The following is a 24546-nucleotide window of genomic DNA, read 5'->3' as shown; positions in this document are numbered from 1 at the left end:
CGTCCTGCGCCAGGCTACCCTGCTTGTCCAGAGCATTCTGAAAAAGCGGTGTTGTTTGACTGGTTAGATTCTGAAGCGAAGATTGGCACGAAGCTAACTGAACACTTTGCGATGATCCCTCCTTCTTCTGTCAGTGGTTTCTATTATTCGCATCCTGAAAGTGAATACTTTAACGTGGGTAAGATTTCTCAAGATCAGCTTGAGGATTATGCAAAACGTAAAGGCTGGACATTGGATGAAGCAAAGCGTTGGTTAGCTCCGAATTTAGATGATTCGATTGTTTAAATCCCCCTCGTTCCCCCTTTAATAAAGAGGGGGATGTCATGTAAATAAATGAATTACGTGACAGCTCCTCCCTTTTTAAAGGGAGGTTGGGAGGGATTGTCAATTAATTCCTGTTATAAACCTTAAGGTATCTTTTGCATAACCATGTAAAGTCGAAAAATCTATACCTTGAATACAAGTATCAAAGCCATCAGCGTGATGATAAGTTTTCGAAAACTCATTGATTGACTGAATTTCAGCCAACCTTTGATTTTTATCAAATAAAGGACTTTTTACATCTTTTTCTTCTCTGATCATTGTAATCATATTTCCCAACCAGAGATCCTCAGTAAAAGTCTTTGGAAATAGAAATCTCAAATATGCTTCAAGAATTGGCCGTAAAGATCTTGCTATTTCAGTTTTTTGTTCCTCTTTTCCTGCATAAACAAAATCCCAAAGCTTGTAATATTCCTGATAATAAGAATGTAAAACATAAGAATTAAAATTTTGACGTACAATCAATTTACTATTACAGACTTTGTTGCTATTTGGATCTAAAGGATCAAAGTCTATTAATTTAGTTTCAACTTCATAACACTTCGCCCATTTAGAAATAGCACTTAATTTGCTTATATCTGAAAGAAAAAATGGATCATGACTTAAAACAAATGCTTGAAACTCTCTTTCCACCAAATACTGAATTTCTTGAATCGTAGCCTTTCTTCTATGCTCATCTAATGAACTCATTGGATCATCAAAAAATATGATTGATGGTTCGAAGTTTTTAGCCTTAAACTTAGATAGGAAAAAAGCTAGGGCTAAGGCTGATTTATCTCCAGAACTTAAAACTCTATCGAAAATTATCTCATTATGATTCAAAATTGATAATTCTTTGTCCAAAAATGTAATACCGTAAGATATACGACTAGCACCTCTATGCCCTTTATTATCTTTCTCGAAAGAACTAAGCCTAATCATTGAATTAAATCTCTTTAATAATTCGTTGATTCCGTCTTTATGCTTCTCAATAAGAATTTGTTGTTCCTCTAGAATTAAATCTCGTAATTCAGTCATAGATTTTGTCTTTGCATCTTTTTCAATTTTGTAATTACTAAAACTTTCAAGATCAGAAGTAACTTCTTTCGAAAACCGCAATTGTATTAATTTTAATTCTGAAATTTGTTGAATAATTATTTGACTTTGATCTTTTGACAATGTTTCTAAGTACTCATCAATTCTTTGATTAAATAATAAAACTTTATCGTTATAATCAGTAAAATTAACATTTTCGTAGACTGATTTTAAAAGCTCATCAAATTTATTAAAATTAATCGATGCTAAAATGTCTTTTTCTTTCTTCGTTATTAAATTCCTGACCTCATGAAAGAAAAGTTTATATGCATTTTTCAAATCTTTTAATTCGATGGTCAAATCTAATTTTTCAATTCGATCTGACCATGTTTGAATCAAATCAAAATTTGAAGCAATTATTTCAACTAACTCATCAAGAAGTATACCTATTTCATAAGCTCTTGATTCGAAGTTTGAGTATTTTTTAATTCAAAATCATCACAAGCCTGCTTATAAGAATCCGTTATAAACTCACTGTAAAAACTAAAAATTGGGGAGCCATTTAAACTTTGTGCACAAAATGGGCAAAAATTTGCTTCTGTTACTAGCTCTAAACCATCTTTTATCCAATGTTCATCATCTTTTGCAAAATGTTCTTTCATATGTTGATTTACTTTTTCTTGTGCTTCTTTTGAGATTTTCTCCAACGTAGTTTCAAAAATACTTATGTCAAAAGTTGGTATAACCAAGCTTAATGCCGTCAATTTTTTCCTCTGTCTGTACAAATTAACGGACTTTTGGTCATGCAATGTTTTCGTTAGATTTTCAATTTCAATTTCAGTGCTTTCTTTAAATTTTATTTTTCTTATCTGATCTATTGTTTTATTACTAAACTGCGCCCTTAACTTAGATTCCAATGGTTGCATTAAAGACGTTAAATTCGCTATTTCATCTTTATAAAAATCAATTTGCTTTTGTTTATCGACTGATACTTTTCCTAAACAAAAATCATAATAGTTGACTAACTGTGAGCTTTCCACCCCTTTTGAAGAATATAAATTTTCATCAATAAAATTTTGGTTAAAAATGTGAAATTCAGGGGCTTGATCAATTGATGTTAAAGTAATATTTTTGCCTTCAATAAAAAAACTGAATATTGGTTCTGCTTCTTTCTCCAACGGGGCTAATTGCTTGATGCTAGCAATATCTCTTTTATTAATTAAGTCTAAAATTTTTGTTAGTGTCGATTTTCCAGCTCCGTTCCTTCCGTAAATTAAATTTAACTTACCAAAATCATTTTCTGAACCACCTTTACTGCCAGTATGTTGCCATTGTTTTACATTCTCTAATTTAATAATTTTAGTAAACACATTATCCTCTCAAATTTTAATTATTTATCTAAAGTCAAACTCACATAAATTAGACCGAATAAAATACAATTAGTCTATACATTTTAATCCTCCCCAACCCTCCTTTAAAAAGGAGGGAGTACCAAGAATCCGAAAACTATCATCAAATTCGTGACAAGTCCCCCTTTATCAAAGGGGGATTTAGGGGGATTCCAATCTCTGTTTCACAATCCAATAAATCTGATCTAAAACTGCATCTATTTCAGTCAAAATCTGATGATTACTAAATCTTAGAGTGAGCAGCCCTAATTCACTCAAAGCATAATCTCGATTTTGATCAGCCTCTAACCCAACTTCGGTGTAATGTTGCCCACCATCACATTCAATGACTAAATTCGCTGCGGAACAATAAAAATCTACGATGAAATTTAGAATTGGCTTTTGTCGATAAAACTGTAACCCTAAAATCTGTTTACGGCGTAATCTTTGCCAAAGCAGTTGTTCTGCATCAGTCATATTACTGCGTAAATCACGCGATGGAAGTTTTAAGTTTTTATTATAAGATTTCATTGTTTTTATTTTCTAAGCACTCAATCTATCCACAAACAACACACCATCTAAATGATCCACTTCATGCTGAACAATTCGTGCAGGAAAACCCTCAAAGTTCGTTTCAACTACTTCACCTTGTAGGGTGTGATAACGTACTTTGACTGCTTGTGCTCTTTCCACCTCTCCACGCTCATTCGGTACACTCAAACACCCCTCTTCACCAAAACAGGTCTCTTGAGAAAATTCTAAAATCTCAGGATTCACCATCACCACTGGATCCATTTCAGGGGCATCTGGATAGCGTGGATTAGCACGAGAAGCAACGATAATCACACGCTTAGAGATATACACTTGCGGCGCAGCAATCCCTACACCATTACGTTCAAGCATAGTGGCATGCATCGCAGAAGCCAGTTGCAATAGCCATTCGCTATTAAACTCCCCATGAGCAACCGTTGCCGCTTTAATTTTTAAAATCTCTTCACCGCGTTGCGCTACAGGTAAAATTACACTCATCCCACGACCTTATTATTTTTGATCAATACTCATACACATCGTATTCGATATTTATTCACGCTTCTATAATTTTCATTTAAGAATCTTGTCATATTATTTACATAATAAAAAATCAATTCACGGCATAAAACAATGAATGCAACACAACTTTTTCTAGGGGTCATCTTTAGCTCGATAGGCTTCGGCTATTTTCTGTATGGCAAAAAACAAAAGATGGCGGTACCCCTTGTCTGTGGGTTGGTTCTCATGCTATTTACCTATTTTATTGATAACACCATGATCATCAGCGTAATTGGTATTGTTCTATCGATCCTTCCCTATTTTCTGCGCTTTTAAAACAAAAAACTCCCCAAATAGGGAGTTTTAGATTTAGGTTAAATTAAAGATGTTTCTTTAATTCATCCTCAACGATTTCAATTTCAAGCTGGCTAAATTTACGAATTTCGCCTTCTGCATGTTTCTCAAGCATACCGCCAATCAACGGAACTTTAACTTTTACAGTCCATGTCAATGTGATATCAACTTGCTGGCTATTGCCTGTCACTTTGCGCTCAGCTTTGGCATCTAAAGGCAAGTTTGCACCTAACTCCACTGTCGAAGTTAAATTCTTTAAATGTGTAATGTCAGAACGCTTTAAGCGAAATGCATTTTTTAATAGTTTTTTAGCAACCTCAGGAATATTGACATCAAGGTTATATTCACGGCGTAGCGTATAAATATCACCATTTACATTAGATTCAATAATTTCTAAATTTTCACCCGGAATGCGTTTACATACTGCTTCATGCAATGATGTTTCAGCGACTAATCTTGAAAAGTCTTCAATCGAAACACCATGAATTGTTTCATTAACCGTAAATTGATGTGCCATCTTTAAATTTCCATTTCGTTTTATTTAGGATCTCATCATTGCGCAAAAGTATAGCACTCTCATTAAAAACTCAAAATCTGATCAGTTAAAAATGGATGACTGCGCGGATTAGTTATTTTTATTGTAATGATGTCGGCGACCTAATTTTACCGTCACCCGTTCGGCGCGACTGATATATAAATAATGATCCCCATATTCAATCACCGCATAAAACTGCTCAGCACCATCATCCAAACCTGTTGCTGACCAAGTTGTTCCTTGAGGAAATTCATCTAACCAAGCTGCTTTATAAAAATCTGACACGGACTCAAAATCCAAATAGAGTTCTGGATCTGCCATAATTTTGGCAGCAACTTGATCAAATTTTTGCTGTTTAAACGCTTCTAAACTGAGTAGCACTGATATTCCTATGATCAAAAATAATGGTTTAATTTCAGCATTGCAGCTAAAGTAAATTTTTAACTAAATTACAAAAATACAGTGATTTTCTTATACCCCTATTTTGCTGAGGAATTTCCAACAATTCCATATTAATTTCAGTTTTATCAGATGCTTTTGATCAAGGTCCAATTTGCTTGAACCTGCTCAATATGCTATCAACTTATTTATAACTTTTATCTTTCTTTACAACGATAAACTATAAGGAGCAAACATGTCTTATCAAAATATTTTAGTGCCTGTCGATGACTCTCCAATTTCTTATGCAGCAGTTGAACATGCACTTTCTTTGGCTAAATTGTCAGGGGCAAAAGTTACGATTCTCAGTGTGGTTGCAGTTGATCCATTTGTAGGTGTCGATTTTTATCAAGTTGCACCCGCTGTGACTGATTATTTCATGCAAGCTGAATCACATGCCAAGACACAACTGCAAGATATTGCTCAGTCATTTGTACGAGATGGAATCGAGGTTGCAACCAAAATTTATCATGGCTCTGCTAGCGAAGGCATCATTTTCGTTGCGGATGAAGTAGGTGCTGATTTGATCGTCATGGGTTCTCATGGTCGTACTGGTGTAAAACGCCTATTGCTGGGTAGTGTTGCGCGTGCAGTTCTCACAGAATCACATATTCCAGTGTTGATTGTTAAGCAATAAATTTCTTAAAAAAATCTGAAAGCCTTGTACGTCATTACAAGGCTTTTTTCTTGTCTATCGTTTTTATTTGACCGATCTCCCCCCCTATTTTGATGAATTACAACCCTACTCCATCATTTCAAAAGATGCTTCACTACGCTATGGACATAGACTTTCTATCAAAATAGTAAATGGAGTCATGCTGCTATAGATGGAAAAAATGACCGTTTATAAAAAATAGAATCTCAACAATAAAACACGGTTTAACAAGGATGATGCCTATGAAACTCAACCCTATAGTGCTTGGTATATTTGGAATGTGTATCTCGACATTGAACCATGCAGCAGCACTGGATCAATCAGGACAAACCATTCTGCCCTTTCTGGAGAATGGCAATTATGTTGAGGTGAATGCTACAGCGGTTGATCCAGATATTTCAGGAACGATCCGCAATCGTCCTGAACTAGTGAATGATCCTCAAAACCTGAACTCTGGCAATATGGGCAATAGTTTTCATTATTACAGTGCAGCTTTAAAACTCCAGCTCACTGAAAAAATTAGTTTTGGTCTACTCTATGACCAACCATTTGGTGCGGATATTCGCTACCCAATGCAGTCCAATAATACCTTCTCAGATAATGAATATACTCAGCAAGGAACATCGGTAAATGTTGATACTGAAAGTATTAGCATGATCTTCGGATTAAGCCCATTTACCAATTTTCAACTTTACGGCGGCGCAGTTTATCAATCCGTTAAAGGTGATGTCGCTTTACGTGGTAATTCTTACAGCGAAGCATTTAATGGCTACGATGCAAAATTTAAGCAAAATCATGCAGTAGGTTGGCTTGCAGGTTTAAGCTATCAAATTCCAGATATTGCGTTAAAAGCAGCTGTGACGTATCGCTCAAAAATAGATCATGACATGCAAGTCACAGAAACCATGTTCGGTGAACCATTAGAAGTAACCACACCAAGTAAAACCACAATCACGACTCCACAATCAGTCAATATTGATTTTCAAACAGGTGTTTATAAAGACACGCTCGCTTATGCGAATCTACGTTGGGTCAATTGGAAAGATTTTCATATCCGCCCCACACAATTTGGAGCAGTCACCGAATATCTCACTGGTTTAATCAGTGAAGGTTCTTATACAGGTGGTTTTGATTTAGATAGTTATCAAAAAGATCAATGGGCAGCGACGCTAGGAGTCGGTCATCAATTTACTGAAAAATGGAGTGCATCCACTGAGGTGAGTTGGGACTCAGGCACAGGTAATCCTGCATCCACCTTAAATCCAACCAAAGGTTCTTGGGGGCTTGGTTTAGGCATACAATTTAACCCTGCTGAAAACTACTTTATTGCAGGTGGGCTTAAATACTTCTGGCTAGGCGATGTGGTAGCTGAAGACGGCACGTATTATATTCCTGTAGCAGGAATCAAACCGATTGCAGAGCAAGCAGATTTTAAAGATAACTCAGCGATCGCCTATGGCATGAAAATCGGCTATAAATTCTAAGTTTTTAAATGTTGAGCATATAAATATCTAGTTGGACTTCATCTTTTTAACGATCTTTTGACCGACTAGATATTTTTATGATTTAAACAAAAAATAACACCATTAAAAAGTTTAAAAACTGTTCTTAATTTACTGAGTTTATATAAAATAACCCTGTCTCATTGAATAAATTCTTTCAATACAATATCCGCATATTTCTTTATATTGCTACTCACCAATTCGGAAAACTCAATGAAAAAAACTTATATTTTAATTTCTATGCTTACATATGGGTTGCTTCAACCTGTTATCGCTTTTGCAGACAGTACAGAGCCAAAAGAAATAATGGATATGTTTATTGGTACTTTAAGTGTTAAAGATAAAAAAGCAATTTTGACTCGCTGCGATCTTGCTGAAAATAAATATACATTAAAAGATGCAGATTGGGCTGAAACGAAAGCAGTCGAAAATTATTTGTCAAAAGCAGAAAAACTAAAACAACCTGTTTATGCAGAAGTGCATGGTGCATATAAGCAAGAAGCAGATACAAATGTGATTTTAGTTGATTCAATTCAAAATATAACGGAAGCCAAAAGCTGCCACTTAAACGATTTATTTTAAAATTTATATTTTCATTGAAGATAGAAACGCTCTCATTTCTACTTAACAAGCCCCTTTGTTATTAAAATATAAGGGGCTATTTATACAGTATCGTTATTCACGAAATGTATCCCATGCTTCAAAGGTATTTTGCTTATATCGTATTAACGTTGAAAACTGAGGAAGAATTGCTTCACTTTGCTTCGGTCTAAGAAAAACAAAATCATCAACTTGAATATCACAATTCTTTGGCACATTGACCAATTCTTGATTAGTACTACGCCCATACAATGCATGGATATGCGCTTGGTTAGGATAGACATAGTCAGCCAGCCAATAGCCACCATAGATGAATAACGCCTTATGCTTATGTGGTAATTTATCCAATAAAGATATAGAGAGAAGCTGGGTAAACGGTAGGACTTTTAACACAGGCGCAGCAATCCACAACGCAGGTTGTAATGCCTTTAAAAAATCACTGTCAAAATCACTCGGTTTTAGTAGCATTGAACCAAAAGATAGATCATTACAAACACTATTGTCAGTATGAAAACTAAAAGTTGGACTTCCCCCACCATTAAAACAAAGTTGTTCTGACCATAGTGGATTAAACTGTTCTTGAATTAGCTTTTTATAAACCGCGTAAACATGTTGAGATTCTTGATAAGCAAGTTCTGGTTTTTTAATGATGGCTGGGATTTTAGTGACATGCGCATCATAGCCCATCAAACCAGAAAGCTTTAAATACTGCGGATACTGTTGAATCAGCTTTAAGATTTCAGTCAGTTGTTCTGTCGACTGTACCCCACCACGATGTAATCCCACATCAATTTCAATATTCACATCTAAGCACAGAGAATAGAGCTGGGCAATCTCGAGATATTGCTGTAAGCGTTGCTTGCTATCAATCAGCCATTGAATTTTGGCATTCGACCACTCCGCACGCTGATCAAAAAAATGACGTACAGCTTGAGCAGGCATCGGCTTACCCAATAAAATATCTGCTTCAGCAAAATTTTCTAGAATCGAAACAATATGTGGCAAGTGAAATACCATAAAGCGTTGCGTATTGATTTGCTCAGATAACAACTTAAGTAAATCTAGGCTTGCTAATGATTTCACCACCAAACGCGGTTTTAAATGTTTGGCATGAGCAAGACGAATCTGAACATGTTGGATATTTTGTTTTAAAGCCGCTTCATCAACAATCAGTTGCGGTGTCGCTATCCCCTGTTTTTTCAGGTCTAGATTGAGTTGTTTAAAATAATGATCCAACATGGCTATACCTTTTTTATTTAATCGTGATCCTAAAAAAATCTTATACAAGGGAATGTCATCTACAACCTGTGCAAGCCGAAGCGACTATAGCTTTGGCAAAGCGCAAGACAAAGTGGCTTATCCTAAAATGGATAAAACTCGGCAAGACTCTGTTAAGTTAATTATTTTTCAATAAATTAAATCAACATTTAAGTCGAACCTAAGTTAAAACTAACCTAAAAACAGCTTTTCCAGATAGGGGTTTAAAAACTTGGCTTCTGGGTCAAGTTGCTGACGTAAAGCCATAAAATCATCCCACTTTGGATATGAAGCCCGAAGCTGTGCCGTACTCATAGTATGCATTTTTCCCCAATGAGGTCGCCCTCGATATTTCTGTAAAATCGGTTCAACTACATCAAAAATTAAATGTGGGTCTTGCTTATGATATTGATGCACTGAAATCGAAATTGAATCTTGCTGATAAAAAGGGCTAAGCCAAATATCATCCCCTTTTACAAAACGAAATTCGAGCGGGAAAAAAGTTGCGACTTTGTGTACTCGTAGTTCATGTAATACTTCATCTAGACAAGCAATCCCTTGATCTACTGGAATCTGATATTCCATTTCATTGAACTTGGTATTTCGTGGCGTCGGAAATATTTTGCTCGACCAATCGACATAGGTGGTCGGTTTGACAAAGATGCCTAACAGCTTTTGTAAATGAGGATTCAATGAAGGAAATGTTCTAGTTAACTCTGAGCACATCGTGAGTAAAGTATCATCCGAAGGAAAATTTTCTTTCCTAGGCAAAATATCCTCCTCTGTCTCATCTAAAGTTTTCAGCATCAATTGCTTTTCATACGAAAATACAAAGCACTCGATATGTCGATGTTGTTGCTTCCATTGATGAATATGTTGCATCATGTCCTCTACAGGACGAAGTTCAATATGTTCTTTAAGCTTATAACGCGGGCGATTTTGCATGGTGATCTTAGTTAAGACTCCCATGCTACCCAAAGAAACTCGTCCAGCAGCAAAGATTTCGGGATGCTCTGTTCGGCTACATGTCAGGATTTCACCAGAAGCCGTCAATAACTCAAAAGCTTCAACATAACCAGAAATACAATGTAAATCTGCACCTGTACCATGTGTTCCCGTAGAAACAGCTCCAGCTAAGCTTTGCTGATCAATATCACCCTGATTCATCAAGGCTTGGTTGATCGATTGCTGCTGTAGATGTTGGTCTAAATCATATAAGCGTGTCCCAGCATAAATGCTGCTCTGACATCGATTAGTATCCGTCGATGCAACACCCGCAATATGGTCTAAAGACAATAAGGTTGCATCTGTACATACCAATGGCGTGAATGAATGCCCTGCACCGACCACTCTAATCTTGTCATGATCTCTGACGATATTCTGAAGCTCTTGGATGTTTGCAGGTTGTAAAATTTGCTGCGGATTGGACGTTTGAAAACCAGACCAATTTGACCACTTCCCTTGATGCCTATCACTCATACAGCCTCTCCTTGGCTCACAGCAGTTTTTAGATTTCCATGATTGGTACGTTTTGCTAGTTCTTGAAGTGGAATTAATTTCGGTCGTGTTGCTTGATCGTAGTCGCGGTATTTTTTATCCAACAATAATTGCTCAGCGAATAATTTAAACTTGCTTTGACAAGCAGCTAAGGTCCATTGTCCAAATAAGGTATGTCCACCTTCATAGGCTTGTTGTTGATATTCCTCATGGGTGGTGACATATCCCATGTAATCATTGCAATATGAGGCAAGCCAAACTCGATCAATTGACGATTTACCAATGAGTTGTTGCTTTACTGTTTCCATAACGCGTTGCCCTGCAATCGTCGTAAACTCGCCCGGACAGCAAACAAGCGCTAAATTGCCTAAACGAACAATCTGTAGCGGCACAATACTCGGAACGAGTGGGCTTTGTTGAATCGCGCCAGCACGGACTTGTCGATTCATCTCTGCAATCAATGGATCAAGAATACTGGGAGGAAAACCAATCGGTTGACCTAATATTTTTTTAGCGCCAGCTTCAAGCAAAATCTGCTTCGGCCCTTGTGAAGCGTATAGCTGTTGATAAGCAGTAAAATCATGCGCAGCGTCACTCTTTAATTTTTGCTTTTTAAATTGATCAGCGAGAAATTGCATCCCTTTGATCAATGGCTTTGGCGCACCTAAACCATCCACAGGCGTACCCGCAAAAAATGCTACACCATGACAGGGCTGACTGGTTTTTGCATCCTTCTTGCCATGTGCAAACTCAGGGGGAACGTCAATATGGCTCAGATCAACATAAGAAAAAATTGCATCAATCTGACCTTGCACTTTCTGCATTGGTTGCTGCAAACCAGTTAATGCCAAATCACTTTGATAACGACCATTTTGCTGAGCATAGTAATATTCCTGCTCGCCTTTAATCTTGTTGCGAATCTTGAGTTGATCTTTGCCATGAAAATGCGGTGACACATCGCCAGCTGTTGCTTGAGCAAAAATCGTGACTGGATTTTCAATTCCGCGTTCAATTAAAGCCTGCTCTGAAAATGACGCGGCATAACCTTTATTATCACCATCATAAGCACTTAAACTATTTCCTAAACAGGTGGCATGCACACCAAACAGAGAAATAAATGACTGTAATTTCTGCTCTCTATAAAAACCAATCAATTGCATTTCACGATTGATTGCTAAATGCGTTTCATGTTCTGAATGCTCAATCACCTCTGGATTTCGGTTATAAGCACGGATTGAGCGATTCCATGCAACAGGCGTATCATTTTCAAAATGTTGAGTAGAAAGACCGATTTCAGTATTTTGTTCATTTTCAATTGCAGTCTGAATACTGAGAACAATCGCATGCACTATTGCATCGACATGTTCAGGAACAAATCCTGGCGTGGGCATATTATATAAGGCTTCATGCGCGCAGCCCCCCGGTCCTGAATGGGTATGTGTTGCCATGAGTACCAATTGATTTTCATCAAACTCAGCACCCAACATTTCTCTTAATCGAGCGACGGTCTTACTTCGCATCGCATGAGTAATACAGCCTAAATCTAAACAACACAGAATCAGTCGACTCTGTTGCTGATCCACAATACTAAAGCTTCGCACATACAAAGCGGTTCGCTGCTCATAAGCACGATGTGACCATTGACCATAGCCAAACATGGCATAGCCTTTCGGTGCAATCTTGATTTCTTGTTTATCCCAACCAACTTGATACATTGGCACATCCTTTGTAAATTCTTTTTCTAACTGCAATAAAGCATGTTGAAAGTTAAACAAAATTATGAGATACCCAAAAGGGTTAAAGAATCTTCTTTTTGGGGGGGCTAAACGGACTTATGCCTAAACAAATCATTCATGCGGAAAGCACACAGCAATTTATACCAGCTACGATTTTGGCAAGCTTGATCCACTATGCAGAACAACAAGAATGGGATTATAAAAAATGGTTTGAAGATTCTGGTTTAGATTTAGATCAAGTCCAGCAAAGCAATGGCTTTGTTCGTTTTAGCCAAATGTGTGATGTTATTCGTAAGGCAATCACTGCCTACGGCCAACCTGATTTAGGTTTAAAAATGGGTCGTAGTGAAGGTCTCATTTCGATGGGAATATTAGGCTTTGCAATGCAATCTTGTAAGACTGTTGCCGATGCGCTGGAAATAGCACTCGAATTTCATCGCGTTTCAGGTAGTGTGTTGAATATCGAATTTTCAATTCTTGATGATATTTGTACGCTCGAAGTGACTGAACCGAGCCCAACTTTTGATCTCAAAGCTTTTTTTTACGATGAATTATTTAGTAGTGTAATTGCCTGTTTAAATGCAATTTTAGGTGACCACGATGATGTTATTGGGCTTGAACTTAACTATGCTCCCACCGCAAATTTAGAAGATTATCAATATCTTTTCGGCTGCCCTGTTCAGTTAAATACTACCAGCAATAAAATTCATTTTAAAAGCAGCATGCTCAATCGAAATCTCAAAAATTACAGCCCAGCGAACTACGCTACGGCGATACAAATCTGCAAACAAGCTTTAAAAGAAATTGATCAGCTCAACCAAGTCGGCTATGTACATTTACTCGATCATTTGATTGAACAACATTTACCTGAACGTTTTGAGATGCAACAAGCAGCAGATCATTTGCAAATGAGTGAACGCCATCTAAGACGTAAATTACTCTCTGAAGGTTTGAGTTTCCAACAAATTCGACAAAATGTCTTGGAGCGTAAAGCTAAACAATTACTGAAAAAGAACCTATCCATGAGTGAGATTAGCCTACAATTGGGCTTTAGCGAATTACGTGAATTCCGACGCGCCTTTAAACGTTGGACAGGACAAGCGCCTTCTGTTTATAAACAAGAGACTCACCTTACTTAATATCTAAGAATAAAACGGTCTAGAAATTTCCAAGCGCAGATAAAAGAGAACCGGAAATGCTTTTTTCTTGTAATTTTAAATTTTCGCAAATATTCACTACCGCGCTCGGCGGCATGGATGCCGCCAGTTTGGCTGTGATACAAGGAAGTATCATCAGCCAAACAAAGGATTTTTGTTACTTTTCATCCCTGAAAAGTAAGAGAGAAAAAGAAAGCTTATCCAAAAATAGGATGAGATCTCCGTAAGATCCCACAAAGACGATCAAACTATAAAATAAAAAGCTCAGGATTTTACCCAAGCTTTTTATCAAAACTAAATTTTAGCTTGCCACTTGATAAAATGGTACATCACCATTAATCGTGGCACGATGCATAATTCGATGCGCATCCCCATAATCAAATAAAGCCTTATGCTGCGTGCAACGATTATCCCAAATCGCCACATCACCCGCTTGCCACTGCCAACGCAAATGGAACTGCTCATTGGTGGCATGTGCAAATAGATACTGCAACAACTCAGCACTTTCCGTCTCATCCAGCTCATTAATACGCGTAGTAAAACCTTCACTCACAAACAAAATTGGCTGACCTGTAACTGGATGCGTTCTCACCACAGGATGAACAACAGGTGGATTTCGCTTAAAGGTTTCTTCCAGCTTTTGACGCTCAACATCATTATGCGCAAAACGCTCAATCGGGAAAGATTGACGAATATCATGCGTTGCGGTTAAACCCTTTAACTTCGTCTGTAAATCTTGATCTAGCACAGCAAATGCAGCCGCCCCACTCGACCATAACGTATCGCCACCTACAGGCGGTATCTTAATCGCTTGCAATACACAGCCCAATGGTGGCTTCTGGCTAAAGGTCACATCGGTATGCCAAAGCTCATTATCACGCAAGTTTTGTTTCCAGCTATCCAGTACAATGATTTCAGGCACATTATCAATAGATGGATAGATCGGATGGATGTGCAAAGAACCAAAACTACGTGCCAACTCCGCTTGCGCCTGAGGTGCAAGCTGCTGATTGCGGAAGAAAATAACATGATGATCCAGCAAAGCCTGTTGAATTTGTTGCCTAGTATTTTCATCAGCCGTGTTTAAATCAACATCATGAATAATTGCACCGATTGTTGGTTTAATCATTTCAATATTTAACGTCATCTCTAACTCTCTCATCTTTACCATTTGCACTTACAGCTGTTGACCATACCAAGGAGATAATTGCTGTTGTAACCAACGCAAGAATAATTCAAAACTGACTGCAACAATCGCAATCACAATAATGCCAAGCACGACGGTATCCGTAATCAGGAACTGCGCCGCTGACTGCACCATAAAACCAATACCACGATCTGCCGCGACTAATTCTGATGCCACTAAGGTTGACCAACCAACGCCTAAACCAATACGAATACCCGTTAAAATATGCGGTAAGGCCGTCGGCAGAATCACATGCCAAAACACTTGTGATTGGCTTGCCCCTAACGATAAGGCGGCACGTTCACGATTGAGCTGATGGCTCAGCACGCCATGGGTACTGCTGATAATCACAGGTGCAAGGATCGAAAAGAAAATCAAAAGTACCTTGGTGGTTTCACCAATGCCGAACCAAATCACCAATAAGGGTAAATAAGCCAATGGTGGAATCGGACGCAATAACTCAACCAAAGGATCCAGTACAGCACGTACCCATTTGTTCAATCCCATCCATAAACCCAAAGGTACACCAATGGCAATCGCAGCAACTAAAGCCAACAAAACACGAGAAATACTCGCGGCCAAATGCTGCCATAAAGTGGCTTTCATAAAACCTTGTTGGCTGACTTCTAGAAATTTTTGCCATACTGCTTGTGGGCTCGGCAAAAATAGACTCGGGACAATTTTTAATGCCGTGATCAAATACCAGATCACCAATACGCTCAAGACACTGGAAAGGCTCAGCGCTAAACTACGATGGCGTGTAAAAAAAGCACCAATTGGACTAAAAAACGAACCCGACTGTGCTTGGTTTGTCGATTCTAGTTCCTCGACCTTACTCACCTCATAGGCTGTATTCTTTGCTTGCCCTGTCATACAGCCACCTCATGCCCTGCTTGTTTCTGCACGCGTAAACGTTCAAACAATTGCTCACGTAATTGAATAAATTTTGGATCGGATTTAATTGCTCGAATCGATTCGCCCTGCTTATAACGATCTGCAAAATCCAGCTTTAAAGTTTCCACGATCTTGCCAGGTCGAGCTGTCATCAACACCAGTTGATTACTCAACAACAAAGCTTCTTCGATGTCATGAGTAATCAGGAAGAACGATTTATTTTGTTCAATCCACAGATCTAGAACCAGCTGTTGCATGGTTTCACGAGTAAAAGCATCTAAAGCTGCAAAAGGCTCATCTAATAAAATAAAGGCTGCGTGGCTAATCAAAGCACGTGCGATCCCAACACGTTGTTTCATGCCACCCGATAATTCCCAGATATTGGCTTGAGCAACATGGCTTAAACCCACAATTTTCAGTATTGCATCGACTTGCAATTGAATTTTTTGAGCTTTCAAGCCCTTGAGCTGTAAAGCAAAACCAATATTTTCCGAGACATTTAACCACGGCAATAAGGCATGATCCTGAAAGACCACCGCACGGCGCGCATCAGGCGCAGTCACGACTTCATTATCCAGTTTAATCTGACCTGAACTCGGTGCTTGGAAGCCTGCCAAGATATTTAACAACGTGGTTTTACCACAGCCAGACTCACCCAAAATTACCGTCAAAGTCCCTTCTTCAATCTTCAGATTGATATCTTGCAATACAGGTACAGTCTGCTTTGGAAAAGTTAAATGAAGATGCTCAGCAGCTAATACGCTCATTTCGATCTCCTATGGCTGTAAGAATTGGGTGGTGACATTGGCTTGATAATCAGGCTTCACCTGATCGACCTTGCCCTGACTTTTTAAGAAAGTCGCTGTATCAAAAATATTCTTGGCAAATTCACCTGCTAAAGTCGCGTGTTGCTGCTGGCCATTCAGATAAATATTGCCTGACAACAGTAAAGGAATATCTTTCGCATCAGAGCCTGTCAGTTGAGCAATTTTTTGGATATTGTCCGCATTTTGTTCAAATGCTTTTGGGTCTTGGTTATAGGCTTCGATCTGTTGCAAACTGGTCTTCACGAATGCTTTCAAGAACTCAGGATTTTTCTCGGCAAAGTCTTTACGAACCACCCAAAGATCATAAGTTGGCGCGCCCCATTCACCGACCTGTTTCGAGTCTGTTAAAACATGGCCGCTGGCTTTGACTTTACTCAATGCAGGTTCCCAAACATAAGTCGCATCGATATCACCACGTTCCCATGCCGCTGTAATTTCAGGTGGACGCAAATTGATGATCTTGACCTGATTGTCTGCAATATTCCAATGCTTTAAAGCGGACAATAAGCTGTAATGTGTGGTTGAAACGAATGGCACGGCGATGGTTTTTCCAATCAAATCCTGCGGCGTTTTAATGCCTGATTTGTTGCTGACCACCAATGCCTCAGAACCACCTAATTTTGCTGTCACCAAAAACACTTCAATCGGTAAATCACGGCTGGCTGCAGCCGCCAATGGACTTGAGCCAATATTGCCAATCACGACATCGCCCGAAGCTAATGCATTGACCACATCTGAACCCGCATCAAATTTACGCCATTGAATTGCTTGATTACTATCACGTTCATAATCACCATTGGCTTGAGCAACCTTAGTTGGATCCACACCAGTTTGATAAGCTATCACCACGGTCTGACCATTTTTAGATAGGTTTGGAGTAGCATCTTTTTGACTTTGATAGACAATAAAAGCAACAATCGCCACTAGGACGATTGCTGTAACAATGAGCGGCTTCGTGTTCTTGATGGCCATAATTAGATGATCTTTCAACAATATCGACTTATGTTATGCGCCACGCTTTATGATTAAAAATAAGAAAAAGTGCGTTACTTATTTTTTTTTAATATATAGAAATTAAGATTATCTGATGAATTCAATTGAAGCTACCTTAGATATTCATCATTCTGAATTATTCAATCGTTAAGATATCCTGTCTGACTTAGGTGATTTATTTCAATGACCTAAATGAGTAAAAGAATATACTGAGAAATCTGAATGCAGCAATCCAACGATGTTTCAACCCAGCCAGCAATCCCATTTTGGCAAGCTTTTTGGTTTTGGTTAAAACTGGGATTTATCAGTTTTGGCGGACCAGCAGGTCAAATAGCTGTGATGCATCACGAGCTAGTTGAACAAAAACGCTGGATTTCAGAACAAAGATTTTTACATGCACTGAACTATTGCATGCTATTACCGGGCCCTGAAGCACAACAATTAGCGACCTATATGGGTTGGCTGATGCACCGAAACGTTGGTGGACTAATCGCAGGGATACTGTTTATTTTACCCTCTCTCTTTCTACTGATTTTATTGTCGTGGATTTATATTCAATTTGGTGATGTTCCAATTATTGCGGGGCTTTTTTATGGGATTAAACCCGCAGTGACAGCCATCGTATTTCATGCAACGTATCGTATTGGCCATCGAACTTTAAAAAATCACCTTTTATGGTTAATTGCTGTCGCAGCATTTATTGCCATCTTTGTATTTAGTCTTCCTTTTCCCCTCATTATTTTTTTTGCGGCAGCATCTGGATATGTATTCAGCAAATATTATCCTCAGTTATTTAATCAACAAAATGCTCCACAGCATCAGCAAAAAAAATACGGCACTGCACACATTGATGATGATACTCCTTTACCCCAACATGCGATCTTTAGTTGGTCTCGACTCGGGAAAATTTTAATCATTGCCGCTATTTTATGGTGTTTGCCGATACTTATTTTGAGCTTCAGCTTAGGTTGGCAACATACCTATACTCAAATGGCATGGTTCTTTAGCAAAGCTGCTTTACTGACATTTGGTGGCGCGTATGCTGTGTTGCCGTATGTTTATCAAGGTGCAGTTGATCATTATGCATGGCTCAATCCAACACAAATGATTGATGGTCTTGCATTAGGTGAAAGCACACCAGGCCCATTAATCATGATCGTTGCTTTTGTCGGTTTTGTGGGTGCTTTTAATCAAGCTTTATTCGGTGTAGAGCATCTCTTTATTGCTGGTGTTGTAGGTGCAATCATCGTTACGTGGTTTACTTTTCTTTTTTCTTTTGTATTTATTTTAGCTGGTGCTCCAATTATCGAATCCACCCACAATGAATTGAAATTTACAGCACCTTTAACTGCCATTACAGCAGCAGTCGTCGGTGTCATATTAAATTTGGCATTATTTTTTAGTTATCATGTACTTTGGCCAAATGGCTTTGAACAAGCTTTTGATTATAGTGCAGCACTCATCACCATTGCCGCATTGATCGCTTTATTTAAATTTCAAATCAACGTCCTGTACGTGATTTTTGTCTCAGCGCTTTGTGGTTTAGCCGTATATTTACTTATCTAAAAAAATCAAACCACACTAGAGCTAAGGAGAATTCAGCTTTAGTGTGGTTTATCGATTAGATGTGATGAATCTCAATGGAGGCATGTACAATTTCTTCGTGAATCGATAATTCAGCTTTGATTTGATCAGGGTTTAAATCAGCACTTGTCGTCTCTAAACCGAGAATACAAGAAAATTTACCCTTGCCCACTTTCCACACATGCAGATCAGTAATTTCAACATCCTTAAACGTTGCAATCAGCTCTCGAATTTCTGCGACCACAGGATGCTCCATTTCAGCATCTAATAGCGTCTTCCCTGTTTCCTGAATCAATCCCCAAGACCACTTTGCGACCAACAATGCTCCAACAAGTCCTAATAGTGCATCTAAAAAATTCCAACCAAAATATTTAGCTGCAAATAAAGCAATAATCGCAAAAACTGAAGTTACGGCATCAGCAACTACATGTAAAAAAGCCGCTTTTTGATTTAAATCATGATGATGATCATGTGAATGGTGATGGTGTGAATGTCCATGATGATGATCATGATGGTGGTGATCATGTCCACCTTCATGTAGTAACCAAGCACAAACTAAATTAATCACTAGCCCAACAATCGCAATCGGAATTGCTTCATTAAAATGAATCGTAACAGGATTAAATAAGCGCTCAAGTGATTGAATACCCATCATTAAAGCAACAACCATCAATAAGATTGCACTGCTATAACCAGCTAAGACTTCAATTTTCCAAGTACCAAAACTAAATCGTGGATCATGCGCATAATGACGTGCCATTCGGTAAGCAAAATAAGCTAAACCTAAAGCCAACATATGAGAGCTCATATGCCAACCATCAGCCAATAACGCCATTGAATTAAAAATCCAACCGCCCGCTATTTCTAAAACCATCATGATTGCAGTCAAAATTGTTGCAATTAAAATACGCTTTTGCGCTAGAGGATTGCCTTGATCAAACTGATGTGAATGACGTCTTTCTAGGTTACTATGCTGCATTTGTTTTAGCTTTAAAATATACTCCCCTACAGTATATATTTTTTTGGAAAAAAAGTATGTCTCATCTCCATCATGACAAGAAAATTTTAAATCGGGTTAAACGAATCCAAGGACAAGTTGCGGCTGTTGAAAAGTCCATACTCAACCCAGAAAGCTCATGTATTGAAGTTTTACAACAAGTTGCCGCAGTCAAAGGTGCGGTAAATGGTTTAATGAATCAGCTCATAGAGCAACATTTAAAACAACATGTGCTGAAAGATGCAGATCATGTAAATGATGAGGAAATGCAGAAGTTTTTAGCTTTGTTACAACGCTACTTATAAATACCAAATGTCTTCGGTCAGTTGTTCAAGCTCTGATTTGTCATGGCTGACATAAAGCATAGGAATCTTTAATTCATTTTTAACCATTTGAAAAAAAGGAATAATTTCAGCTTTATGATCAGCATCAAGCGCAGACAACGGTTCATCCATTAACAATAAATGAGGTGAATATAACAACGCACGTCCTAATGCAACACGTTGTTTTTCTCCACCAGAAAGCTTGATCGGCATACGCTCAGTCAAATGTCCTAATTTAAGCAAATCTACAATATAGTCGAGTTCAAACTGACGCTGCTCTGGTCGAATATGCTTAAAACCAAACAACAGATTTTGCATTACATTCTTATGAGGAAATAACTGTGCATCTTGAAAAACTAAACCAACACGGCGCTGTTGCGTGCTCAGGTTTATTTTATGTAGGTGATCAAACCACGTCTGACCCTGAACTTTTATCCATCCAGATTGAGGCGTAATCAAACCTGCAATGCTATGAAGAATTGTTGTCTTGCCCGAACCCGATGCACCAAATAGACCAACTACAGCATGTGCAGAGCTAAAAGCTTGATCAAGGTGAAACTGCCCTTGCTGGATCGAGATATGACAATCAATCATGATGAAAAACCACGTTTATTTCTTTGATAACGGTTGAACCATTGAGCAAACCACAATGCAAAAAATGCAACCGACAATGAAATCATAATCAATCGCCAAACAGCCGTCTCAGTATCTGGTTGTTGCATCAAACTATACATCGCCAAAGGTAAAGTTCGTGTTTCACCTGCAACATTACCTACAAAACTGATGGTCGCGCCAAACTCACCTAAGCTACGACAAAAGCAAAGAATTCCACCCACTAAAATTCCACTACTGGCTAAAGGCAAGGTCACTTGCATGAAAGCACCAAGCGAAGAAGCACCCAAAGTTTTGGCAGCCATTTCTAAACGTTGATCAACCAGCTCTATTGCTAAGCGTACCGATTGGACCAGAAGTGGAAAACCCATAACAGCGGAAGCCAACACAGCTCCTTTCCAATTAAATGCAAACTCCAATCCATAAGGTGCGAGATATTGCCCAATTAATCCACGATTTCCAAAAACTTGCAGTAATAAATAACCTGGCACCACTGGAGGTAAAACTAAAGGAAGAAAAATGAATGTTTCGAATAGAGATTTACCAAAAAACTCTTTTCTTGCTAAAACCCAAGCGATGAATATGGCTGGAATCAAACTAAAGATGAGACAACTTGCAGCCACTTTACAAGACAGCTTCAGTACTTCTAACTCATCTGGGCTTAATATCATGACTGAATCACTTTAATACGCTAAACCCATACTTTTGAAATATAGTTTTAGCCTGCTGACTTTGTAAAAATTGATAGAACTTTACTGAATCCGCATTCTTTTTAACTAGACCAATCGGGTAAATAATTGGAGGGTGAGTGTCTTCTGGGAAAATACCTGCTATCACGACGTCTTTGCTGATAGCAGCATCTGTTGCATAAACAATTCCAGCTTGGCATTCTCCCCTAGCAACAAAATTTAAAGCCACTCGAACGTCTTCTGTTTCAACAAGCCGAGGTTTTATCGTTTCCCACCATCCGAGTGAGTTTAAAGCTTGCTTGGCGTATTTTCCGACTGGAACACTATTGGTATCCCCTGTACATACCTTACCTTGTAGTACCTTACTTGGATCGAACCCTTTAACCATTTTAAGTTTTAGAGGATGATCTTTAGGGGTTATCAGCACAAGGCGATTCCCTAATAAATTAATACGAGCTTTGGCGTTAATGATTTGTTTATTCTGTAAGTAATCCATCCATTGTATGTCTGCCGACATAAATACATCAGCTGGAGCACCTGCCTCGATTTGCTTCGCTAATGTTGAAGACCCAGCATAGGAGGTTTTCACTTGCGTCTTATAATTTTTTTCATACAACACATCTAATTCATTTACTGCATTGGTTAAGCTGGCAGCAGCGTAAATGGTTACTGAATCAGCTGCATAGATTTGAGAGCTTATTAATAAACTTCCAAAAATCATCCCTATCGTATGTTTCTTATGTCTTTTGATCAGCATTTTCTATCCTCATATTTCGATATGTTTCTAAAAACATATCGCTTGATAAAGATACACTAAAAATGAGATTTAGCTAATCATTCTTTTCAAATTTAAGGGAAACGTATCGGCTAGAATACTTAGTTAGCAAAGTATTTTAAGCTCTAATATCTCTTAAAATAGATTTATCCCTTTACCACCAAACTCTGCTTAGGCAACAACTTACAACCACATGACAAAGCATCATTTACTCTTGCCACAGCTTTACCCATCACTTGAACTGTGGGATCACCCGCAATAATTGTGGCAACTGTTTGATGTTTTGGACAAGTTGCTTTATCGCCAACACAAGCAACAGGAATGCCTTCAACTAAAAAACTACTATTTCCAGTAATTACTTGCCCACCACCTGTCGTTGGACAGCCTATAACAATATAAGGTGTTGCCATGTGGATATCTCTCTTATACTTTTCAATTGATTAAAGTACTTCAAACTCGATTCGACGATTTTTTCTCCGCCCATCAGCAGTTGCATTGTCAGCGACTGGCTGGCTAGAACCTTTACCCTCTGTACTCAAACGATCGATCACAATATTTTTACTTACTAAATAATTTTGTACAGCTACAGCACGTTCTTGACTCAAAATTGTATTTTTAGCTGCATCACCAGAACTATCAGTATGACCAATGATTTTGACTTTCTTAGTACCTACTTTATTTAACGCTATAGCCATTTCATCAAGAATACTTTTACCTGCCGCAGTTAATATTGCACTTCCTGATTCAAATTCGATGATGCGATTTTTAAGCGCATCGTCAATAATTTTTTGCTCGGCTTGATTTACCGTAAGTTGTGCACTAAAACGATAAGGCTGTTGAACCAATGATTCAAATTTCGATGTTGTTGGTGTTATCTCATTCGGGTCAGTCATTTTTCCTGTCAATTCGATCTGAGTGCCACGAACATTCAATTGACCCTGCTTCACTTTTTTTAAATCAGAAGTAATGACTTGAGTAACAGAATCACTCCAATCATTAGGCGCAGAAACAGGTCGTACTTGTATTTTGTCTACGACTTGGTCTGCACCATAAACCGACTGCATTTTAGTTAAGATCGCCTGTTTGCTTGCATCATTCGGTACAACACCCTCTACGACTATCGGGGCAGCATTAATCGCGGCACTGTAACTTAAAACAGTTAGCCCAAAAGATAGTGTAGCCAATATCACTTTCGAATTATTTTTCATCATTACTCATCTAAAAAAGTTTGTCTGAAAAGTTTTAAACCTTGATTTAGGCTCAATTGACGCTGACAAAGAGATTGCTCTAATGTCGCAAGACCTGCATTCTGTTCAAGATAAGCATCGATCCATTGTGCTTGAATCAAAGAAACCCAATGCTCACTCTGCATGTTTTGAGTGAAAATATCACTCAGTGCCATAATGTCTGCACCTTGAAAGCCAATAAACAGGAGTGGTTCATCGCGATGTAAAATCCCTATTAACACCTCAGTGTTACTACTTCCTAAGAATCGACCAATCATTCCTACCCAAAAAGCAGCGATTTCATAACAATACATATGGTTATTAATTGGAAGAATCAGCACTTTATTTAAACGGTTTGTACCACTCTTTAAAATTGGCTGTAGCAAAAGCCCAAGACCAATCATACTTTGAGCCAATTCATACACATTAATCTTCATCAATTGAGCAAATGAGTGCATCGTATGATTTTCATAAAAGCTATTACATTCAATGGATGTAAATACTTGAATAACATTCGGTAAATTATTCAACTTTTCAATCATGATATTGGTATCAGCAATACTACGAAGCACTCTATTTCTTTGGAATAAATCCACCAAAACAGCTTTATAAATGTACGGCGCTTGCAATAGGTTTTGGTATGGTTGTTCAACCTCGAGTAGCTGACTTACCACCATTGGAAAAGCACGTCCAGAACTGTCTTGACTGGCAATCAAATTTGCAGCCAAAAACATTGGCTCGGCTGGATTGGCAATAAAGAAGTCAAGTGCAGGTAAGGAAGCGTAGCGTTGTTTAAACTCAGGAGTACGCATTGCAACCTCTAGTGCTTCAGTAATCCACTGATCAAGCACTTGGATCAAAGCATATTGACCTTTGGACTTAATGAAATCCCCTCTTGCAGGTGTCTTTCCATAATACAATGGGGTGCTTTTTAATTGCCGCATATCAGCACCTCTC

The 24546-nt window shown here is 38.3% G+C and carries 28 protein-coding genes and 1 pseudogene; 9 read left to right on the top strand and 20 right to left on the bottom strand.

Features of this window, described 5'->3' with window-relative positions:
* Nucleotides 1-285 (top strand): vitamin B12 dependent-methionine synthase activation domain-containing protein (locus B4237_RS00995; protein ID WP_286940832.1); only part of this gene is annotated, 285 nt, incomplete at its 5' end.
* A gap of 99 nt (nucleotides 286-384) precedes the next feature.
* On the opposite strand, the gene B4237_RS00990 is transcribed toward B4237_RS00995, so the two are convergent.
* The 4 genes from B4237_RS00990 to def form a co-directional block, all read right to left on the bottom strand.
* Nucleotides 385-1695 carry an AAA family ATPase gene (locus B4237_RS00990; RefSeq protein ID WP_278595484.1) on the bottom strand — a complete coding sequence of 437 codons (1311 nt, stop codon included), beginning with the start codon at nucleotides 1693-1695 and terminating at the stop codon, nucleotides 385-387.
* 86 nt (nucleotides 1696-1781) lie between these two features.
* The gene (locus tag B4237_RS00985) at nucleotides 1782-2705 is read right to left on the bottom strand and encodes an AAA family ATPase (protein ID WP_278595485.1); all 924 of its coding nucleotides are present in this window, start codon (nucleotides 2703-2705) and stop codon (nucleotides 1782-1784) included.
* A 180-nt stretch (nucleotides 2706-2885) separates the two neighbouring features.
* Nucleotides 2886-3254 (bottom strand): endonuclease domain-containing protein, encoded by a 369-nt coding sequence (locus B4237_RS00980; RefSeq protein ID WP_278595486.1) that lies wholly within the window; start codon nucleotides 3252-3254, stop codon nucleotides 2886-2888.
* Nucleotides 3255-3266: 12 nt separating this feature from the next.
* Nucleotides 3267-3752 (bottom strand): peptide deformylase, encoded by a 486-nt coding sequence (gene def, locus B4237_RS00975; RefSeq protein ID WP_278595487.1) that lies wholly within the window; start codon nucleotides 3750-3752, stop codon nucleotides 3267-3269.
* A gap of 132 nt (nucleotides 3753-3884) precedes the next feature.
* Between def and B4237_RS00970 the strand changes: the two genes are divergently transcribed.
* Nucleotides 3885-4088, top strand: a complete 204-nt coding sequence (locus B4237_RS00970; RefSeq protein WP_080602480.1) for an amino acid transport protein — start codon at nucleotides 3885-3887, stop codon at nucleotides 4086-4088.
* A 43-nt stretch (nucleotides 4089-4131) separates the two neighbouring features.
* Here the strand turns inward: B4237_RS00970 and B4237_RS00965 are convergent, their stop codons facing one another.
* Nucleotides 4132-4623 carry a DUF2505 family protein gene (locus B4237_RS00965; protein WP_004878425.1) on the bottom strand — a complete coding sequence of 164 codons (492 nt, stop codon included), beginning with the start codon at nucleotides 4621-4623 and terminating at the stop codon, nucleotides 4132-4134.
* A 108-nt stretch (nucleotides 4624-4731) separates the two neighbouring features.
* A complete protein-coding gene (locus B4237_RS00960) occupies nucleotides 4732-5022 on the bottom strand; it encodes a hypothetical protein (protein ID WP_019383991.1) in 291 nt (96 codons plus the stop codon).
* A 253-nt stretch (nucleotides 5023-5275) separates the two neighbouring features.
* Here B4237_RS00960 and B4237_RS00955 point away from each other — a divergent pair, with 253 nt between their 5' ends.
* From B4237_RS00955 to B4237_RS00945, 3 genes are all read left to right on the top strand, one after another.
* Nucleotides 5276-5716, top strand: a complete 441-nt coding sequence (locus B4237_RS00955; protein ID WP_004878423.1) for a universal stress protein — start codon at nucleotides 5276-5278, stop codon at nucleotides 5714-5716.
* 260 nt (nucleotides 5717-5976) lie between these two features.
* Complete coding sequence (locus B4237_RS00950; protein WP_278595488.1) at nucleotides 5977-7218, top strand: outer membrane protein transport protein; 1242 nt, start codon at nucleotides 5977-5979, stop codon at nucleotides 7216-7218.
* A 231-nt stretch (nucleotides 7219-7449) separates the two neighbouring features.
* Complete coding sequence (locus B4237_RS00945; RefSeq protein WP_278595489.1) at nucleotides 7450-7818, top strand: hypothetical protein; 369 nt, start codon at nucleotides 7450-7452, stop codon at nucleotides 7816-7818.
* A gap of 93 nt (nucleotides 7819-7911) precedes the next feature.
* Here B4237_RS00945 and B4237_RS00940 read toward each other — a convergent pair whose 3' ends face one another.
* Nucleotides 7912-9075, bottom strand: coding sequence for an alanine racemase (locus B4237_RS00940; protein WP_278595490.1), 1164 nt, complete (start codon nucleotides 9073-9075; stop codon nucleotides 7912-7914).
* Here B4237_RS00940 and B4237_RS00935 point away from each other — a divergent pair.
* Entirely contained in the window at nucleotides 9074-9250 is a 177-nt protein-coding gene (locus tag B4237_RS00935; RefSeq protein WP_278595491.1) for a hypothetical protein, read from the top strand. The two genes, B4237_RS00940 and B4237_RS00935, sit on opposite strands and share 2 nt — an antisense overlap.
* Before the next feature lie 35 nt (nucleotides 9251-9285).
* Here B4237_RS00935 and B4237_RS00930 read toward each other — a convergent pair whose 3' ends face one another.
* Together B4237_RS00930 and B4237_RS00925 are read right to left on the bottom strand one after the other, a co-directional pair.
* Nucleotides 9286-10572 carry a D-arabinono-1,4-lactone oxidase gene (locus B4237_RS00930; protein ID WP_278595492.1) on the bottom strand — a complete coding sequence of 429 codons (1287 nt, stop codon included), beginning with the start codon at nucleotides 10570-10572 and terminating at the stop codon, nucleotides 9286-9288.
* Nucleotides 10569-12305 carry a neutral/alkaline non-lysosomal ceramidase N-terminal domain-containing protein gene (locus B4237_RS00925; protein WP_278595493.1) on the bottom strand — a complete coding sequence of 579 codons (1737 nt, stop codon included), beginning with the start codon at nucleotides 12303-12305 and terminating at the stop codon, nucleotides 10569-10571. The genes B4237_RS00930 and B4237_RS00925 overlap by 4 nt, the downstream gene beginning before the upstream one ends.
* Nucleotides 12306-12369: 64 nt before the next feature.
* Between B4237_RS00925 and B4237_RS00920 the strand changes: the two are divergent.
* Nucleotides 12370-13465: pseudogene (locus tag B4237_RS00920) on the top strand (AraC family transcriptional regulator).
* 319 nt (nucleotides 13466-13784) lie between these two features.
* Here B4237_RS00920 and tauD read toward each other — a convergent pair.
* The 4 genes from tauD to tauA are packed head-to-tail and all read right to left on the bottom strand — an operon-like array spanning nucleotide 13785 to nucleotide 17380.
* Entirely contained in the window at nucleotides 13785-14630 is an 846-nt protein-coding gene (gene tauD, locus B4237_RS00915; protein ID WP_278595495.1) for a taurine dioxygenase, read from the bottom strand.
* Nucleotides 14631-14660: 30 nt separating this feature from the next.
* Nucleotides 14661-15542 (bottom strand): taurine ABC transporter permease TauC, encoded by an 882-nt coding sequence (gene tauC, locus B4237_RS00910; protein ID WP_278595496.1) that lies wholly within the window; start codon nucleotides 15540-15542, stop codon nucleotides 14661-14663.
* Entirely contained in the window at nucleotides 15539-16330 is a 792-nt protein-coding gene (locus B4237_RS00905; protein ID WP_278595497.1) for a taurine ABC transporter ATP-binding protein, read from the bottom strand. Before B4237_RS00905 ends, tauC begins: the two co-directional genes overlap by 4 nt.
* Before the next feature lie 9 nt (nucleotides 16331-16339).
* Entirely contained in the window at nucleotides 16340-17380 is a 1041-nt protein-coding gene (gene tauA, locus B4237_RS00900; RefSeq protein WP_286940816.1) for a taurine ABC transporter substrate-binding protein, read from the bottom strand.
* A 225-nt stretch (nucleotides 17381-17605) separates the two neighbouring features.
* Here tauA and chrA point away from each other — a divergent pair, with 225 nt between their 5' ends.
* On the top strand, nucleotides 17606-18949 hold the full coding sequence (gene chrA / locus B4237_RS00895; RefSeq protein ID WP_278595499.1) for a chromate efflux transporter: 1344 nt from the start codon (nucleotides 17606-17608) through the stop codon (nucleotides 18947-18949).
* A gap of 55 nt (nucleotides 18950-19004) precedes the next feature.
* Here chrA and dmeF read toward each other — a convergent pair whose 3' ends face one another.
* Nucleotides 19005-19946, bottom strand: coding sequence for a CDF family Co(II)/Ni(II) efflux transporter DmeF (dmeF, locus tag B4237_RS00890; RefSeq protein ID WP_004878411.1), 942 nt, complete (start codon nucleotides 19944-19946; stop codon nucleotides 19005-19007).
* 56 nt (nucleotides 19947-20002) lie between these two features.
* Between dmeF and B4237_RS00885 the strand changes: the two genes are divergently transcribed.
* Nucleotides 20003-20269, top strand: coding sequence for a metal/formaldehyde-sensitive transcriptional repressor (locus tag B4237_RS00885; protein WP_004878410.1), 267 nt, complete (start codon nucleotides 20003-20005; stop codon nucleotides 20267-20269).
* Here the strand turns inward: B4237_RS00885 and B4237_RS00880 are convergent.
* The 6 genes from B4237_RS00880 to tagF form a co-directional block, all read right to left on the bottom strand.
* Nucleotides 20264-20881 (bottom strand): ATP-binding cassette domain-containing protein, encoded by a 618-nt coding sequence (locus B4237_RS00880; protein ID WP_278595500.1) that lies wholly within the window; start codon nucleotides 20879-20881, stop codon nucleotides 20264-20266. The genes B4237_RS00885 and B4237_RS00880 overlap by 6 nt on opposite strands.
* Nucleotides 20878-21570: a molybdate ABC transporter permease subunit gene (modB, locus tag B4237_RS00875; RefSeq protein ID WP_019383977.1), complete on the bottom strand. Its 693-nt coding sequence runs from the start codon at nucleotides 21568-21570 to the stop codon at nucleotides 20878-20880. Before modB ends, B4237_RS00880 begins: the two co-directional genes overlap by 4 nt.
* A 7-nt stretch (nucleotides 21571-21577) precedes the next feature.
* Complete coding sequence (gene modA / locus B4237_RS00870; RefSeq protein WP_240490421.1) at nucleotides 21578-22309, bottom strand: molybdate ABC transporter substrate-binding protein; 732 nt, start codon at nucleotides 22307-22309, stop codon at nucleotides 21578-21580.
* A 200-nt stretch (nucleotides 22310-22509) separates the two neighbouring features.
* Complete coding sequence (locus B4237_RS00865; protein WP_019383975.1) at nucleotides 22510-22773, bottom strand: PAAR domain-containing protein; 264 nt, start codon at nucleotides 22771-22773, stop codon at nucleotides 22510-22512.
* Nucleotides 22774-22803: 30 nt separating this feature from the next.
* Nucleotides 22804-23571, bottom strand: coding sequence for an OmpA family protein (locus B4237_RS00860; RefSeq protein ID WP_061524133.1), 768 nt, complete (start codon nucleotides 23569-23571; stop codon nucleotides 22804-22806).
* A gap of 2 nt (nucleotides 23572-23573) precedes the next feature.
* Nucleotides 23574-24533, bottom strand: a complete 960-nt coding sequence (tagF, locus tag B4237_RS00855; protein ID WP_278595501.1) for a type VI secretion system-associated protein TagF — start codon at nucleotides 24531-24533, stop codon at nucleotides 23574-23576.
* Nucleotides 24534-24546: the final 13 nt, after the last annotated feature.

It is taken from the genome of Acinetobacter sp. UBA6526 (genome assembly GCF_002434875.1).
Lineage (GTDB): Bacteria > Pseudomonadota > Gammaproteobacteria > Pseudomonadales > Moraxellaceae > Acinetobacter > Acinetobacter venetianus.
Note: the sequence above shows the minus strand (reverse complement) of the source record. Positions and strands in the feature narration are given on the sequence as shown.